Annotated in this window: 8 protein-coding genes; 3 read left to right on the forward strand and 5 right to left on the reverse strand. The window is 69.9% G+C overall.

Features of this window, described 5'->3' with window-relative positions; translation table 11 throughout:
• The first annotated feature begins 22 nt into the window (after window positions 1–22).
• On the forward strand, window positions 23–247 hold the full coding sequence (locus N4G63_RS13885; RefSeq protein ID WP_314599826.1) for a hypothetical protein: 225 nt from the start codon (window positions 23–25) through the stop codon (window positions 245–247).
• Window positions 248–470: 223 nt separating this feature from the next.
• Here the strand turns inward: N4G63_RS13885 and N4G63_RS13890 are convergent, their stop codons facing one another.
• A complete protein-coding gene (locus tag N4G63_RS13890; RefSeq protein WP_314599827.1) occupies window positions 471–2,300 on the reverse strand; it encodes an FAD/NAD(P)-binding protein in 1,830 nt (609 codons plus the stop codon).
• Between the two features lie 194 nt (window positions 2,301–2,494).
• Here N4G63_RS13890 and N4G63_RS13895 point away from each other — a divergent pair, with 194 nt between their 5' ends.
• Together N4G63_RS13895 and N4G63_RS13900 are read left to right on the forward strand one after the other, a co-directional pair.
• Window positions 2,495–6,172 carry a hypothetical protein gene (locus tag N4G63_RS13895; protein WP_314599828.1) on the forward strand — a complete coding sequence of 1,226 codons (3,678 nt, stop codon included), beginning with the start codon at window positions 2,495–2,497 and terminating at the stop codon, window positions 6,170–6,172.
• A gap of 568 nt (window positions 6,173–6,740) precedes the next feature.
• Window positions 6,741–6,959: a hypothetical protein gene (locus tag N4G63_RS13900; protein WP_260786067.1), complete on the forward strand. Its 219-nt coding sequence runs from the start codon at window positions 6,741–6,743 to the stop codon at window positions 6,957–6,959.
• Between the two features lie 57 nt (window positions 6,960–7,016).
• On the opposite strand, the gene alaC is transcribed toward N4G63_RS13900, so the two are convergent.
• From alaC to N4G63_RS13920, 4 genes are all read right to left on the reverse strand, one after another.
• Window positions 7,017–8,222 (reverse strand): alanine transaminase, encoded by a 1,206-nt coding sequence (alaC, locus tag N4G63_RS13905; RefSeq protein ID WP_260786068.1) that lies wholly within the window; start codon window positions 8,220–8,222, stop codon window positions 7,017–7,019.
• Between the two features lie 104 nt (window positions 8,223–8,326).
• Window positions 8,327–10,063, reverse strand: coding sequence for an ATP-binding protein (locus N4G63_RS13910; RefSeq protein ID WP_260786069.1), 1,737 nt, complete (start codon window positions 10,061–10,063; stop codon window positions 8,327–8,329).
• A 122-nt stretch (window positions 10,064–10,185) separates the two neighbouring features.
• On the reverse strand, window positions 10,186–12,432 hold the full coding sequence (locus tag N4G63_RS13915; RefSeq protein WP_260786070.1) for a contractile injection system tape measure protein: 2,247 nt from the start codon (window positions 12,430–12,432) through the stop codon (window positions 10,186–10,188).
• Window positions 12,429–16,832, reverse strand: coding sequence for a baseplate wedge protein (locus tag N4G63_RS13920; RefSeq protein ID WP_314599829.1), 4,404 nt, complete (start codon window positions 16,830–16,832; stop codon window positions 12,429–12,431). The genes N4G63_RS13915 and N4G63_RS13920 overlap by 4 nt, the downstream gene beginning before the upstream one ends.
• Window positions 16,833–16,841 lie beyond the last annotated feature (9 nt).

Consider the following 16,841-nt stretch of genomic DNA (forward strand, 5'->3'; position numbering starts at 1 on the left):
ACTGACGAACTCACTGAACGCCTTGGAACACCTGGTGAAGATCTTTGATCCAACGTCGGCCATGCCCCGCCTAGGTTTGGTGGTCATCTCCCACTTCGACAGCGATCACCTCAACGGCCTGGCCGAGTTGCTTTCGCGGTTCCGCGTCGAAATCTTGATGTTGCCATTCACGCATCAGGAACAGCGCGTACGGGCGATGTTCGCGATGCGCGCTCACACGCCGAAGCAGACCAGCGATTCATGGTGACCCCGATCGGCACCATCGCGACGCTCGCGGCGGAGCAAAGTCTTGAACGCTGACTTCCGTCTCCGGCATCACTGCCCGATCCGCCCAACGGTGGCCCTTCTGTGCGGCTCGTTGCGGCGTGAACTGCTGGGCGACATGGCGGGCATGCCGTTGGAGGTCTCGAGAACAATGGCTCCGGAAAGCGGCGCATCGCGTGCTGCGATGCGCCGCGCCGCGCCGGACATTAGACTGTCTCGGCATCGCCTGCCGAAGCGTCCTCCTCGATCAACGCCACGAAGTGGCTGATGATGCCCCTGGCGCACCGGGTCGCACTGTGGGTGGCTTCGCCCAACTCGTTCGACAGGAGGAAAGCGCCTCGGGTCAGCGCGCCAGCGGCAGCCCAGATGGGGCCGGTCGGATTGCCCGCCTGGTCGAGCAGGCGCCCATCGGCATAGGAGACCTTCGCGCCGCGCCCGGTATCGTCGGGCGTCAAGAAGCCGCTATCGCACATCGACACGATCAAGCGGTCCTTGAACTCGTGCAGGCCGCCGGCGAACCCGGTCGCATCGACGAAATAGTCGACATTGGTTTCCAGCCCATCGGAGCCGATGATGGCAAAACCACCCTCATCATGTCGCCGTGCGCGACCGGCCTTCAAGATCGTCAGCTTGTTCTCGTGCAACAGCCGCATCACGCGGTGCGCCGTGGGAGGCACTGCCGACCATTGCAGCGCGCTGAACTTGGTCAGCTTGTTCAACACGAATTCTCGGGCTTCTGGCGACATGACCTGCCAGATGGGCGCGATGACATCGTCGAGCGCCTTCAAGATACCCCAGCCGACGTTCACCTGGCTGGTGAACTGCGATTCGCGGATGAGGAAGTCGCGGGGTGCCATGGATTCGTAGTCAATCCGTCGCGCCCTCAACTCGGCCCAATCGAAGCCCTGTGCCTCGAATTCCATCTTGAGCAACCGCACCACCGCGCGGAAGCTCAGCGGCAGCTTCTGCGAAGCCAGGACCTGTGGCAGACGCTCGGGGGACAGCACCTTGAGGGGCGTCGGCGCGTGGAGCGGGCGAATGCCCGCCAACTTCGCGCTGCGGCTAAACATGACGATGTCGCCGGTGTGCCCCTGCGCGAGCAGTACGCTGGCGACGTCCATGCCCGAGAGGCTGGTGCCCGCGATGGCCACCTTCGCGGTGGCCGGGATGAGGTGGATACCCGCCTCCTGCGACCACGGCGCGTCGATGAAGTGGTCACCGCGAAGCTTGTGGTAGCGCGAACTGCCCTCGTTGCCGATCGTCAGCATCACCGCGTCGGACTCGATGCCGCGCTCGGTGCCGTCAGCCTCACGGACGACGACCTTCACCGAGGCGTCCTGCGACGTCTGGATTTCCACGGCACGCCCCTGGATGAAGGTCACCGTCAGCCCCGCCGCCGCAACCGCATGCAGCACCCTGCTGGCACGCAGTGCGAGCGCGTCGCCGACGTGGCAACGCTTCATGAAGTCGGACATCGGCGCGACCCCAAGCTCCTGAAGCAGTCCGTGGATGAGGCGGGTAAGCTTGTTGAGTTGGACCGATTCGGTGTACATGTTCATGTACAGGTAGTCGCTCCCCACGCCAGGAACACGGCGGAACGGCGCGCCCCGGCCCAACTGGTCGCGGGAGTTGTCGTCGACGATGAAGATCGCCAGGCGGTTCAGGACTGCCGGCGGCGCTTGCAGCAGTTCTTCAACTCCGGAGATGCATGCGGGGCCTCCGCCGATGATGGTCAGGGTCAGCTTGGCCCGGCCGCGGCCCTTGAAGTGCAGGACCTCGCCCAGCCACGCATCGTTTGCCGCCATCGCGGGGCCCTGGGCCGTCCACGCCTCGTGGATGACTCGGCGCCCGATGGCCATGGTCATCGGCGGAACATCCTTCGCCACGCGCACCGCCGGCGCCGCCGGCGACGGCGGCTTGTCGTCCGGGTCACCCGCATCGGCGGGCATCGGGCGTGCAGCGTCCATCGTGTTGGTCTCGCTCTCGGCTGCCGGCAGCTGATCCGGCAGCTCGAGCTGTTGTTTCGTCGCAGTCATGTCGGCCTCCAAGGGTTAAACCGTCGGGCACCACGCTCGCCGGGTGAGGTCACTGTCCGCGATAATTTGCCAATCAAAAAGTACCACTAGGACTGCCCCACCTACAGCATGTGGGTGTTGATTCACCCCCAGCAAATCACCCCAAATATTTGGGGCCGAGCACATACCATCAAGGTCACACTTCGGGAGCGCTCATGGCGACAAGCAAGCACGGTACCGAGCGATCCTTGTCAGCGGACGATCTGATGTCGATGCCGTCCACGAAAATGCTGCGTGAGACGTGGGCAAGGACCCTCAAGGCTCAGGCGCTGGAGCCTGCTTCAGTACTGGCTAGAGGCGATGGGAAGCGGTTGCATCCGTGCTACGACGCGAACCTTGGGTTGAATGCCCTCGCGCGCGCTGTCTTGCTGAGAAACGTCTTGAAGACGGAGATTCGGCGTGACCACCGAGAGCCCTCGCCGGATGCTCCGTGGCAGATCGCGATCGCCAACCGCACGCATGCATTCGACCTGTTCTCGGAGAAGGCGCTCGGCACCGACCCCAGCGGTTGGCTGCACGTTGACGGAGACAACACCGCCACCCTGTACGGCTTGAACTGGCGCAACAAGCTGTGCGACGGTTTCAATGGGCCGGCGCGCGTCGGCGGCCTGAACAACTGGTTCGGCAGCCGGTATCGGAAGCATCTTCCAGGCGGCGAGATGACGGCACATCTGCTTTTCGAGACGCGCTTCTCGGGGGCCAACGCGATCGACAACTACATCAAGTTCCTGTTGCACGGCATCTACGTGCCAAGTGCCAACCACACGCTGTCTTCGTTCGCGCCATTCAACGAGGCCGACCTCGAGAGGGACCCGGACCGAGGCGCCAAGCTGAACAGGTTACTTGAGACGGTGAGCAAAGAGGACAACGGCGGGCAGCCCATCGTCACGGTGTCGTGCGAGGACAATCCGACCGCCGGGTCACGGCTGGCAACAACCCTGGTGTGCGCGCTTGGCGAGCGGATGCGGTCGGCCTGCTACGTGCCGCTGGTGGGCCACGGGCAGAAAGGGCGGCTCAACGACCACGGGTACCGGTCGGTCGTCGAGGCGATTTACCGGTTTGTCTGCGGCGAGTCGTCCTTGGTCTGTTCCGACACGGAGCATGACGAGGCGGAGCTTGCGCTCATGGTGCGCCATATTCGACGTCACATCGTCACCGTCCCCACGGTGTTTGTGCTGGACGGCTTCTCGCCGGGGGTGTCAGCCTTCCCTGCGCTCATCAGCTTCATTCGAGATGAGCCGATCGACCGCGTGTTGAGACTGCTTCAACACCCAGACGCCGGCGACTGGCTCGGCAACGCCGGCGGCAATCTGTCAGCCTTCCGCGAGACCTACTTTGTCATCGTCGGCACACCCGCACGGCAGTGGATGGAGATGCACCGACAAGAAACCGTCGACCTTCAGTTCACGGCACGGGATGAGAACGAGGTGCTTGGCCGTGCGAATATGGCACGGCTCAGAGAGGCGGTGCGGTCGATTAGGCGTCAGCAACGCGGCGGCGGATGGGCCGGCAGCGAGTCGCGGCTCAATGCCATGAGCTTCCTCCTGCGCAGCGGCGACTTACCCGTCGCAGACGATCCGCGGGAGATCGAGCAGCTTCTGTTCGATCGCTACTGGAACGACCGCAAACTCAAGTCGTGGCAGAAGCTCTTCTTGCGCGCTCTCGCAATGTCCGAGACAGGCCTTCGGCGGTCGACGTCCCTTCAGCTCTTCGAAGCGTATTCGCGGTTGGCGCGCGAGCCCGGTGCCACCAATGAGGACTGCGAGATCCCTACGACGGTCGGCGCCGAGGAGTTCCGCAAGTTCATCGACGATGCGTGCAACAAGACCGTGTCCGCGCCCATGCTGTACGAATACGGCGACGGGCTGGAAGCCGACAGCTACGACATCTTCGATTTTCCGTCGCAGGCGATCAGCCGGATGACGGACTGTCACCCGTGGATCACGGCGCGTTCGCAAAAGAAGGACCGCTGGCTTCAGACGGTGGACTTCCACGATTCATCCTTCAAGCGCCTGGTGCTTGGCACCGTTACGCCAAACGAGGCCATCATCATTCGGCGCATCCTGGCCGAGCTGTGCTTGCAGAACTACCGCGTCCGGCTGCGGCATACCCGCACCGCGCGCCGCATCGACCGCCGCGCCTCCCGGAACCTAGCAGAAGCCCTGCTGCACGGCATGATGTCGATCGAACCGCCCCGACGCGCTCAGACGCGGGCGAAGGGCGGCAAGGGTTCAAAGAGCGCCTCGCCCCTTCCGGCCCTGCCCAAGTTCACACAGGGGGAGATCCCAGCGGATCCAGAGGCGGCCTTCTCGTTCCTGTACTCGGCCGTGTTCACCGAGATGCTCTGTGACGGAGATCCGACCAACATCTCTCGCACCCACGGCAATGGCGAACTGCAGCTGGAGCTACTGATGCTGATGGGTGGGACGACGCCTGTGGGCGCCGCGGATCGTGCGATCACGCACCCGGAGACGAGCATCCGTACACCGCTGTGGTGGACCGATGCCCGGCCCGAGGCGCTGCGCCATCTCCTTGCTGTTGCCAGTAGCGCCAAGCGCGCGAGCCGCGTAGAAGTATTGAGTCCTGCGCTGGCAAAGATCAGGCAGCTCCACGCGAAGCAGCCGTTGACGGGGCTGCAACTGCTGGCGTTTCGAAAACTTCGTCTAGACCTGACGTTGCTGACGTTCGACGGTCGGACCGAGCACAAGAAGTCGTGGGCTGAGGCGCTTCACGCTATCGTTGGCTGCGTGCATGGGCCTGCTGCAAAGCAGCGATCTCGCAGGGATGCATCCGCGCTTTTGAAGGCCTTGGGCAAACTCAAGACTGATGTTCGTGGACTCGTGGTGGGTCAGCAGTTGGCATCCCGGGTGTCGACGCAGGCGATCGATCAAATGGTCAACCTCGCCTGCGAGAACATCCTCGAGATCCTGCCACTCAGGAAGCTGCCAAAAGAGGCCCTGACGGTGCTGACTCGGGCAGCATGGCTGGAAAGTGCAAGCGGCGACCGGTTGGATCGCCAAGGCGATTCGCTGGCCGCGTTCCAGCACAACATCACTTCGATGGCGTACTTTTGGCTTGGCAAGGCTCTTGCGGTTCGACTTCGTACTGACAGTGCTGCCGCAAATCCCCGGGTGGGCTTCAGCGCGACGGAAGGCTATGTACGCACGGTCATAAAGCTTACAGAGTATTTGGAGACGCAAGACGGCACAGAAAACAACCAGTTCAGGGATCGGCTGTACAAGTCGGCGCGCAGCATGCTGGACACCTACGCGAGAGAGCAAGGGGTCAACAAGGCAGACCACATTGCGGCGGTGGTGCTCGAATGCACCTATGTCAGGGCGATCCTGCCACCCACGAAGGTTCTGGCCTTGACGGTCCGCGCGGACTCCCCCACGGGTGACGAGCGCCTGACGTCGCTCAGCCGGTGCCTCCAGTGGCTGCGCCAAGCGGAGCAGGAAATGTTGTCCTTCAGCGGGCAGCCCGCCATACGCGTGATGCTGTGCCGGGAGCGCATTTTCTGCCTGATAGATATGCTTAGGCGCTTGGCGGAGCATTTCGAAATCAAGAAGGTCCGAGTGAAGCGTCTGATCGATGAAAGCGATGGCGCGCCGTTCAAGCCGCTCGTGGACATTCTGATCAACGACCTGCGCCAGTACCGCCATTTCATAGGGTTCATGAAGTCCTATTCACCCGCAGCGCGCTACGTCATCGACGAGTGGACCCAGGATCGAGACCACCTGCTGAGCCTCGTCAAGAGCAGTGTGGAGAATTGGCGCGCCCACACCGGTGGGCCGTACAACCAAGCGCTCGACATGCTATCTACGCTCGAATAGCGCCGTAGGTATTGGGCGCGACGCGGCATCGTGTATGCCGGCACCTTCGGCGTGCATCACGAAGTTGGCCTGCGGGAGCTGGACCAGCGCGTCGTTGAGGTCAAATGTTCCAGATGGTGCTGTCTTGCGAGCGGCGAGGGCAAGCGGAAGCCGGCGGCCACGGCGGGCATGCGGCGGATGAAGCGTCAGCGCCGACAGCGGCATCAAATCCTCTGTTCTCGGGGGTGACAGCGTGGGTGCCGCGCGGTAGAGCTTGGTCGGTACTTCGAGTTCTACAACGCGCGAAGGCCGCATCAGAGCCACGACCTCAGGTGAGCAGATGCCTCGCTACGACAAAGTGCAAGTGACAACTGCGCAAATCGACAATGTGCAATCTGATCGTTCCACCCTGGTTCGAAGCATTGCTCCGGTAACATCAAGATCGCCGCGCGAGGAGGATCGAAGTGCAAGCCGTTACTTCCGTCGCGGTGCAAGAGATTGCTTCAAGTCACAGGCGTAGCAGTGCTAGGCCCCTTTGTCGTTTGTGGCCCCGATGCGGGCCTGTCCACGGCCCCGTGAAGTCACACCGATGCCTGCCCAAGATACCCACAAGATCGAGCTCGACGGCCTGCCCCTGGCCGAACTGCAGCGCCTGCTGGCGCAAACCGACGCCGCGATTGCCGAGCGCCGGGTGGAAGAACTCAAGGTGCTGGCCGATGGCTTTGCGCGCAAGCTGGCGATGAACGGCTTCAGCGTGCGCGACGGCATCGACGCGCTGAAGCCCTACACCAAGATCAAGGGCTACTGAGCACGCGCGGCGCCGGCGCCAGGCCGGCCCCACGCGCAGCCTGCGCCGGGCGGCCGATCAGGCGCTCGCGCCGTCGGCCTTGAACATGGCCTTGATGCCGCGCACCGCCTGGCGGATGCGGCTTTCGTTCTCGATCAGCGCGAAGCGCACATGGTCGTCGCCATGGTCGCCAAAGCCGATGCCGGGCGACACGCAGACCTTGGCCTTGGCCAGCAGCTGGCGCGAGAACTCGAGCGAGCCCAGCGCCGCATAGGCGGGCGGAATCCGGGCCCAGATGTACATGCTGGCCTTGGGGCACGCCACCTCCCAGCCGGCCTCGCACAGGCCCTTGACCAGCACGTCGCGGCGTTTCTGGTACTGCGCGGCGATGTCCTGCACGCACTGCTGATCGCCTTCCAGCGCGGCAATGGCGGCCACCTGCACCGGCGTGAAGCTGCCGTAGTCGTGGTAGCTCTTGATGCGCGCCAGCGCATGCACCAGATCGGCATTGCCCACCATGAAGCCGATGCGCCAGCCGGCCATGTTGTAGCTCTTGCTGAGGGTGAAGAACTCGACCGCCACGTCCTTGGCGCCCGGCACCTGCATGATGCTGGGCGCGCGCCAGCCGTCGAAGGTGATGTCGGCATAGGCCAGGTCGTGCACCACCAGGATCTCGTGCTTCTTCGCCAGCGCGATCACCCGCGCAAAGAAGTCGAGCTCCACGCATTGCGCGGTGGGGTTGCTGGGAAATCCCAGCACCATCATCTTGGGCTTGGGGTAGCTGCCGCGGATGGTTTTTTCCAGCTCGGCGAAGAAGTCCACGCCGGGCACCATCGGGATGCTGCGGATGTCGGCGCCGGCGATCACCGCGCCGTAGATGTGGATCGGGTAGCTGGGATCGGGCACCAGCACGGTGTCGCCGCGGTCGAGCGTGGCCAGCATCAGGTGCGCCAGGCCTTCCTTGCTGCCGATGGTGACGATGGCTTCCTTGTCGGCGTCGATGGCCACGTCAAAGCGGCGCTGGTACCAGTGGCTGATGGCGCGGCGCAGGCGCGGAATGCCCTTGCTGGCGCTGTAGCCGTGGGTGTCGGGGCGCTGGGCCACCTCGGTGAGCTTGGCCACGATGTGCGCCGGTGTGGCGCCATCGGGGTTGCCCATGCTGAGGTCGATGATGTCTTCGCCACGGCGGCGCGCGGCCAGCTTGAGCTCGGCCGTGATGTTGAAGACATAGGGTGGCAGGCGGTCGATGCGGGCAAAGCGCCGCTGACCCGGGAGGGTGGACATGGCAGTAACTTTCAACGTGAGCGCCCGGAACCGTCCGAGCGACGTTGGCCGCGCCTTGCGCGCGAACCGGTGGCCAGCATAGCCGATGGCGGCGCGCCAAGGGCTCAGGCGCTGCGGCCCTCCTTGGCCAGCTCGCGCGCGATGCCGCGCTGCAGGTCGTCGGCGCGGATCGTTTCGTCACCACGCTCCAGCGCCCACAGCGCGGCGTGCCGCGCCACATTGACGATGGCGCCGCCGCCCAGCGCATGCTGCTGCGCCAGGCGCGCCAGGTCGACCTCGGGCGCCAGCGCCAGGCGTGCAGGCAGGCTGCGCTGCCACAGCAGCAGGCGCTCCTCGGGCCGGGGCAGCGGAAAGTAGACGATGGCCTCGAAGCGCCGCGCAAAGGCCGGGTCGAGGTGGTCGCGCAGGTTGGTGGCCAGCACGGCGATGCCGTCGAAGGTCTCGATGCGCTGCAGCAGGTAGGCCACCTCCTGGTTGGCGTAGCGGTCGTGCGCGTCGCGGCCTTCGCTGCGCTTGCCGAACAGCGCGTCGGCCTCGTCAAAGAACAGGATCCAGCCCTTGTGCTCGGCCTGATCGAACACGCGCGCGAGGTTCTTCTCGGTCTCGCCGATGTACTTCGACACCACCAACGAGAGGTCGACCCGGTAGACCTCGCGGCCGTGCGAGGCCCCCAGCAGCGCGGCGGTGAGCGTCTTGCCGGTGCCCGGCGGGCCATGGAACAGCACGCGCAAGCCGGGCCGCAGCCGTGCGCCCAGGCCGGGCTCGGCGCGCAGGCGCTGGCCATGGCGCAGCCACAGGCCCAGCTCGTCGATCTGCGCCCGCGTGGCCGGGTGCAGCACCAGGTCGTGCCAGCCCAGCGCGGTGTGCAGCGGCTGCGCCGGAAAGTCGGGGCCCAGCGCCGGCCGGTGCGCCTGGCCGGTGCTGAGCCAGGCCAGGGCATCGGGCGACAAGCGCAAGACGCCCTTCAGCGCCGACAGCGCACGCTCGGGCGGCTCGAGCCGCAGCACCTGGTGCTGGGCAAACCAGTGCCCGCGGTCGAACAGCGCCTGCAGCGCCAGGCGCTGGGCCAGGTCGGTGCCGGCCCACAAAAACTGCAGCGTCTCAGCCGTGGGCAGGAAGTCGCCGTTGGCATCGCGCTGGCCGCCAAACTCGGTGAACTGGCGCCCGAAGGTGTCGTTGCGGGTGTGAAACACATCCAGCAGCTGCGGCCGCAGGTGCGGCGCCAGCGCCAGCGCCAGCGCCACCCGCTCGGCCAGGCCGCCCACGTGCCGCGCCAGCAGGCTGGCCAGGGGGGTGACGATGGGGCTGTTGCGGGGGTCGGCGGGGGCCGCGGCGATGCTGGTGGCGTTGGCGTTGGCGTTGGCGTTGGCGTTGGCGTTGGCGTTGGCGTTGGCGTTGGCGTTGGCGTTGGCGTTGGCGTTGGCGTTGGCGTTGGCGTCGGAGCCGGCATAGGCGCTCGCGCTGTCGCGGGGGTTGCCGAAGGTGTGGGCACCGATGCCGTCCATGGTGCGCCCCACGCCTGGCTTGCCCGCCGCGGCGTCCGTCGCACGCGCCGCACCCGCCGTACCCGCTGCCTCGGGCGCGGGCCAGGCCAGTGGCGGTGGCTGCAGATCGGCGCGCTGGGCGGCCAGTGGCTCGGCCGTGGATGGCGCGCGGGTGGCGTCAGGCGCATCGGCCGCGCCAGCCTGATCGGCCGCCTCGACCGAACCGGCGAAGTGCTGTTGAAAGCGTGCCTCGATCAGCCGGGCCAGCCATTGCAGCTCCTGCTCCAGCCCGTGGGCGATGGCGGATGCCGTGGCCCGCTCGGATGGGTCGGCCGCCGCGGATGCGGCGACGTGCAACGGCGCCGCGGCTGGCCCCGGCGCTGCAGCGGGCCCTGGAGCCAACTCTGGCGCCACCTCTTGCGCCACCTCTGGCGACAGCGCGGCAGCGGCCACCGCAGGGCGCGGGCGCGGCCCCACGCTCACCACTCGACGGCCAGCAGGGCTGGCATCCAGGGCAGGCGCACCTGCGCCACGCACCAGGGGAAGCGGTCGCGCACCATGTCGTAGGGGGCACGCTCGACGCGCAGCAGCCAGTGGTCGTCGCGCACACCCAGGTGGCCCGGCCGCCACAGAAAGCTGGCGCAGAAGGCTGGCACCGTGATAGCCCGCAGGATGGGCGCCTGCGCGATGGCCGCCTGCAGCAGCAGATCGCCCTCGGCCAGCGCGGCCGCGCCAAGCCCCGCCGTGGCCGGCAGGGGCGCCTCGGGCGACAGGCCGCACAAGAGCTTGGCCAGCGGCAGCAGGTGCTCGGGGGCCACGGCTTCGGCGTCGTCGCCAACCTCGGGGGTGTTGGGTAACGCGGACTGGGCTTCGCCGTCAGCGCCATCAACGCCGTCAACGCCGTCGTGATCGCCATCGCCATCGCCATCGCCGTCATCACCATCGGCCTTGTCGGCCCGGCCGGGCCTGGCGACCACCACCAGGCCCTGCGCGCCTGCCGGCGCCGGTGCGGCGGCGCGCCGGGCCGCGCCGGCACGCGCCAGGCCGTGCAGCAGCAGGGCCGCGCCGGCCGCATGCGCGGGCGAGCGAAACTGCCGCCCGGCCTGTGGCCCCTCGGTTTGCAACAGATCCAGCCGCGCCATGAAGGCCGGCAGAAACGGCCACAGCAGCACCAGGCCGGCATCCAGCACTGCCAGTTGCTCGCTGCTGGCAAAGCGCCGGTCGATGGCGCCCGCGGCCGGCGCGGGGCTTGCACGCGCCTCGGCGCTGCGCAGCGCCGCTCCCAGCCGGCCCAGCGTGGCAGCGTCAAGCGCCGCCCCGGAGGCTGCCTCGGATGCCGACACCGTGGCCACCGCCGAGGCCGGCGATGGCTGGGCGGCGGTGGCTGCGGCCCGGCGCGCGGCCCAGGCCAGGCGATCGCGCCAGCTGGCCGGCAGGCGGCCCTGGCCCAGGGCCTGCAGCGCCAGCTCGGCCAGGGCCCGCCAGCCGGCATCGTCCAGGCCGGCCAGCGCGGCAGCCGCAGCCGCCCCGGCGGGTTGGCGGCGCAGGCCCGTTGCGGCCGCCTGGCGCATCGGCAGCGGCCAGTCGGCCCAGTGCTGGTGCAGCACCTGCAGCAACTGCGCCGCGGCGGCGCCGGCGGGCAAGGCCCCGGCCCAGCGCAGCAGCTCGGCCGGCGCGCCATCGGCCGCGTGACGGGTCGTTGGGTCGCCGGCTGGCGCAGCGGCACCAGCGGCACCAGCGGCGGCCGGGCGGCCGTGCAGGCCGGCATCCACCAAGGCCTGCCACCAGGCAGAGGCGTCCGCACCTGGCCCCGCCGCCGCGCCGCCGCCGCCCTGCGCTGCCAACGGCTGGGCCAGCTGCAGATCAAAGCTGCGGCGCCAGGCCGCGCGCAGGGTCTGGGCCGGCAGCGCCGCCGCGGCGGCCAGCGCGTCCACCAAGGCCGCCAGGGCGGCCGCATCGGGCCAGCCGCCGCGGCGGCCGCGGCCTGCGCCTGCCGCGTGGTCAACGCGCCCATCCGGCGCCCGGCCGCGCGCCGCCAGCGGCAACATCAGGGCCCACCAGGCGCTGCCCAGCGGGCCGGCCGCCGCGCCGCAGTGCCGGCCGGCATCGGCCAGGGCCCGATGCCAGGCCCGCCACAAGGCGCCGGCACCCGGCGGCAACAGCGCATCCAGCCAGGCGGCGCGCTGGGCCGGGGTGGCGCTGGCCAGCAGGCGCTGCCAGGCGGCGGCCGCAGCGCCGGCCGCGGCGCCACCGCCGGCCAGGCCCAGATCGCGCAGGGCCTGGGCGGCGCGGGCGTGCTCGAGCACGCGTTGCAGCGCCTCGGCCACCAGGCCGCTGGCCGCCAGATCGGCCCACCAGGGCACGCTGCCGCTGTCGATGAACTGCGCCAGCAGCTCGCGATCGGCCTGGTGCGGATCGGTGGCCTGCAGCGTGGCGGCCAGGGCCGGGCGCAGGCGGTCTTCGAGGCGCAGCGCCAGGGCCTGGGCCCAGTCGTCATCCACCCCCCGGGCCTGGGCGCCCGACAGCGGCACGGCGCCGAGATCGAGTACCAGCTGCTCGGTGCGCCACAGCGCACCCGGCCCGTCGAGCGCGGCGCAGGCCCGCTCGATCACCGGCAGCAGGTGGCGCCGGGCCATGTCACCCAGGTGGGCACGCAGTGGCGCGTCGGTGCCGGGCGGGCAACCTTGGAGCTCGATCACCTGGCGCAGGATGCGGTGCCGGCTCACGGCGGCGCCAGCGTGATCAGCAGCCGGGTGCTCAGGCTGACCTGCGCCTCGGGCGCATCGGCACGGGTGGCCAGCACCGAGAACCGGGTGTCGGCCGAGATCGGCCCGGTGTCGAGCAGCAGCTCGCCGCCCTGCCCGGCCACCGGCTGGCCCACCGGCTGGGCATTGGCCAGCAGCTGGTACAGCACGCCGGGCTGGGCGTTCGACAGCCGCAGCCACAGCGCACTGCCGCCTGCCACGGTGGTGGTTTCGGCCTCCAGCAGCAGGTCGTCGCGCGGCAGCAGGCGCAGCGGCTGCACCAGCACGCGCTGCAGCGGCAGGGTGTCCTGCTCACCCGGCGGCGGCACCACCCACAGTGCCAGCAGCGCATCGGCTTGCTGCGGTGGCACCGGCAGCGCGAGCATGGCACCGGTGCCGGGCACACCCTCGTCGGGCACGGCGTCGGACACGGCGTCGGCCAAGGCATCGCCCTCGGGCCCGCAGGGCAGCTGCAGCCGGTAGCGCTGGGCGGCGTCGGTCTGGAGCACCTGCAACTCGGCGGCAGCGCCGGGTGGCGGATGGGCCGGCACCAGGCGCAGCTGCGGCAGGGCCAGCACCGGTGTCACGGCATGCAGCGCAGCGGCCAGCCCGGTTTGGGCCTTGACGGCCTGCCAGGCCAGCACCTGGCCCACCGGCAGGCCCGCGGGCAGTTGCAGGCCGGGATCGCGCGGCGGCAGCGCGTCGAGCGCTTCGAGGCCGGCCTGGGTGCGCTGCAGCGGATCGGCCGCGATGGCGAAATCGATCGACAGGCCGAGCTGGCCGATGCCCTTGTTGAAGCGCGGCTGACCGGCGTCGCGCTGGTGGAAGTAGGCCGGCCGCAGCGGCGCGGCGCCCGGTGCGGGTGCTTCGGCGCCGCCTTGCCGCGCCGGGCTGTAGAAGACCCCCGGCTGGCCGCCCTGCAGCGTGAGCGTCTGGCCCGCCGGTGTGTGGCGCCACTGCAGCGCCAGCACCCGCGCCGGGTCGGGCCGCACCAGCAGCAGCAGCGGCCGGGCCAGCCACACCACCGAGGCAATCGGCCCGGCCACGCCGGCCGGTTGGTGCAGCTTGGTGGCGGCCACCCACAGCAGCAGGTCGTCGGCCAGGGGGGGCAGCGGCAGCTGGGCGGTCTGGCCTTCGCTGGCCACGCCGGTGTCGGCTGCGATGGCGGCCAGGCCGGCCGGCGCCTCGGTTTCAGAGGCGGGCGGCGCCGGCAGGCGCACGGCTGGCAGGCCGGGCTGATCGGTGCGCAGCAGCGTGGCATGGTCGGCAGGGCCGTCGTGCACGAATTCGCTGTCGAGCACGCGGCGTGACCAGGCCGCATAGCGCGCCGACACCTGGGCGCCGTTGATCAGCAGCCGCACGCCGTCGGCCCGGTAGTCGGCCACGCCGCCATTCGACAGGCCCAGCACCAGCGCCGGATTGGCGCGCACGCACACGCTCAGCCGGGCCTCGAGCTGCTGCACCTCGGTCTGGCCCTCACCGCCCGCAAAACGCTTGCTGGCCTGCACCGCGATCAGTGTGTCTTCGGTGAGCGCGGGCGTGCGCAGCGCCAGCGTGGCCAGGTCGCCCACCCGGGCGTCGGGCTGCAGATGGCCGTTGATCAGCAGCGCGTAGCTCACGCCTTCCTGGCTGCGCTGCACCGTGACCGTGACCACGCTGCCCCAGGGCACCAGCCGGGCATCGGCCGGCTGCGGGCTGGGCAGCAGGGCATCGAGCCAGGGCACGCCGGGGGCATCGACCGGCAGCGCGGTGTCGAGCCCCACCTTCACCGGCACCGACTGGCTGAGCAGGCGCGGCGGCTGCGCCGAGCCGGGCTTGCTGACCAGCACGCGAAAGCGGATGTCCTGCGTGACCGGCGGCGAATCGAGCGCGGCCGGCGCGTCCTCGCCCAGCAGCCACACCGGCGGCAGCGGCTGGCCCTGCGGGTCGCGCAGCGCCTGGCCGTCGGGGCCGCGCAGCTCGTAGTGCAGGCCGGCCTGCGCAAAGCCGATGGCGATGCGCGCCGAGCCGCCGTGCGGCACCTTGATCGGCCCGTCGGCCGCGCTGCCCAGCGGCACATCGGTGAGCGGCGTGGTGTCGCCCAGCGCCAGGCGGTCGATCAGGCGGTTGCGCGCGCTGCGCAGCGGCAGCAGGCGGCGCGCCACCTCGTCGCCGGGATCGGCCACCGCCAGGCCCAAGGCCCGCTGCCGGCTGGCGCACCACAGCGGCCACCAGCGTGCGTGGTCGGCCTGCACGGCGGCCATCTCGGCCGCCGCCAGCCACAGCACGCGCAGGCTCAGGTGCACCGGCAGGTGCTCGCGCAGCGTCTGCTCGACCAGGCGCCTGAAGTCGTCATCGGCCGCGCGACCGGCTGTGCCGTCGAACACCGCGCTGAGCTGCAGCGAGTACGGATCGGCCGAGGCCGCGGCCACCATCAGCGGGCCTTGCTGCGCCGCGTCTTCGGGCAGCGGACGCAGCAGGATGTGCTCGATCAGGCACAGCGGCTCGGCCGGTGTGCCCAGGCCCAGCGTGGCGGCCAGGCGCTGGCTGAGCCCGTCGTGCAGCGCTTCATGGGCCGGCCACGGTGGCGCGTTGCTGGGCGCGTTGTCGGGCGCGTTGTCGGGCGCGTTGTCGGGCGGGTTGTCGGACGCGTTGTCGGCTTCGCCCACGGCCGCCTCGGCCGGGGCCCCGGGCGCGGGTTCGGCCAGCGCATCGGCGCCGGCATGGCGGCGGCGGCCCAGGCGCGGCAAGGCCCGCAGCAGGGCCAGCTTTTGCTGCAGCAGCACGGCCTCGGGCAGCGCCTCGGCCGCTGCGGGCTGGGCGTGGGGCCCCAGCCGCTCGCCAGCGCGGGCCAGCAGGTGATCGAGCTGGCGGTGGCGCTGCAGCAGGGCCGGCCGCGCATCGCCCAGGCCCAGCGGATCGGCGGCCAGCAGCGCCAGGCGCTGCGCATGCGCGGCCGGGCTGCCGCGGCGCACGCTGTCCAGGCCGAGCGCCGCGCCGTCGTCGGCCACCGGCCGGGCAAAGGCCGCCTGCTGCAGGCCGGCGGCAGCGGGGTCGAAGGCCAGCAGCTGGCTCACGCCGGCCAGCTGGGCATGCTGGTTGGCCAGCAACTGATCGAAGAACAGCAGATAGGCCTTGAACTGCGCGGCCTGGGCCCGCCGCTGCGGCGAGGCGCTGGCCGGCAGGCCATCGGGGCCCACGCCGTAGGTGCGTGGCAGGTGGTGCATGACCGAGCGGTAGCGCGCCACCTGGCGCGAGCGGCCGGCCGGCAGCGGCAGATCGCGCGCGCTGGCCTGCGCGGCCGCGGCCATGGCGGCGGCGCGGGCGCGCAGCGCGGTCTCGACCTGGCGGCGGGCCAGCGCGCGCACATGGGCGTCGTCCACCCGCACCTGACGGCGCTCGAGCCGGATCACCGAGGCATCCAGATCCAGCGCCGCGGTGCGCCGCGGGTCGATGGCCAGCAGCCAGTCGGTGTTGGGCCGGCCATCGACCAGAAAGGCGATCTGCGCCACCGCACGCACGCCCGGCACGGCCACCAGCACCCGCACCAGATCGGACAGGCGCACGCTGTTTCGCCGGGCCAGCGCATCGAACTCGACCCGGTCAAGAAAGCCGTGCTGCAGCAGCGGGCCGTCGAAGATCTGGTCGATGCGGCGGCCGCGGGCCTGCATCTCGTCGAGCGTGCGAAACGGCACCGGCGGCGACAGGTGATCGGCCAGCGCCGTGATCACGCCGGCCAGCAGCGTGGCCGGGTCGACCTCGGGTGCGATGTCCAGCGTGATGGCCAGCGGCACACGCTGGGTTTCGAGCACCTCCACCTGCAGCAGGTCTTGCCCCAGGCCGCGCCAGCGGTGCAACTGGCGCGCCACAGCGCGGGCGATGCTGCCGCCGTCGATGTCTTCGCCCAGGCCCGATTTCTCGATGCGCACGGCCAGCAGGCCCTGCGGCCGCAGCGCGCTGATGTTGGGGCTGGGCGCGGCACCACCGGCCGCGCCCCCGTCCAGCGGCAGCACCAGGGCCTGGGCGGCATCGTGGCGGGCCAGCGGCTCGTCGATGCGCTCGATCCAGGCGTTCTTGACGCCCGGCACGTCGATGGCCAGGCGGCGCAGGTCGTCGGGCGTGACCGCTCCACCGGCCAGCACCTGCGCCGCCGTCCACAGGCCGCGCGCGGCGGGGTCGACCGGCGCGCCGGGCGCCGCCTGCTCGGCCATCAGGTCGGCCACCGGGTGCTCGATGCGGTAGCCCAGATCGGTCAGCGCGTAGCACAGCGCCTCGAGCACGGTGATGCCGGGATCGTGGGCGTTGTGGTCGCTCCAGGTCTCGCCGGCCAGGTCGCGCAGCAGCACCAGGGCCTGCTCGCGCAGGGCGTCGGGATCGGCCAGCAGCGGATCGCTCGGGGTCATCGCAAGGCC

The sequence above is a fragment of the Aquabacterium sp. OR-4 genome (genome assembly GCF_025290835.2).
Taxonomy (GTDB): domain Bacteria; phylum Pseudomonadota; class Gammaproteobacteria; order Burkholderiales; family Burkholderiaceae_C; genus Pseudaquabacterium.

Coding starts and splice junctions, on each gene's coding strand:
- alaC (WP_260786068.1), bottom strand. CDS start 8,222: ATGTCCACCCTCCCGGGTCAGCGGCGCTTTGCCCGCATCGACCGCCTG.
- N4G63_RS13900 (WP_260786067.1), top strand. CDS start 6,741: ATGCCTGCCCAAGATACCCACAAGATCGAGCTCGACGGCCTGCCCCTG.
- N4G63_RS13895 (WP_314599828.1), top strand. CDS start 2,495: ATGGCGACAAGCAAGCACGGTACCGAGCGATCCTTGTCAGCGGACGAT.
- N4G63_RS13890 (WP_314599827.1), bottom strand. CDS start 2,300: ATGACTGCGACGAAACAACAGCTCGAGCTGCCGGATCAGCTGCCGGCA.
- N4G63_RS13920 (WP_314599829.1), bottom strand. CDS start 16,832: ATGACCCCGAGCGATCCGCTGCTGGCCGATCCCGACGCCCTGCGCGAG.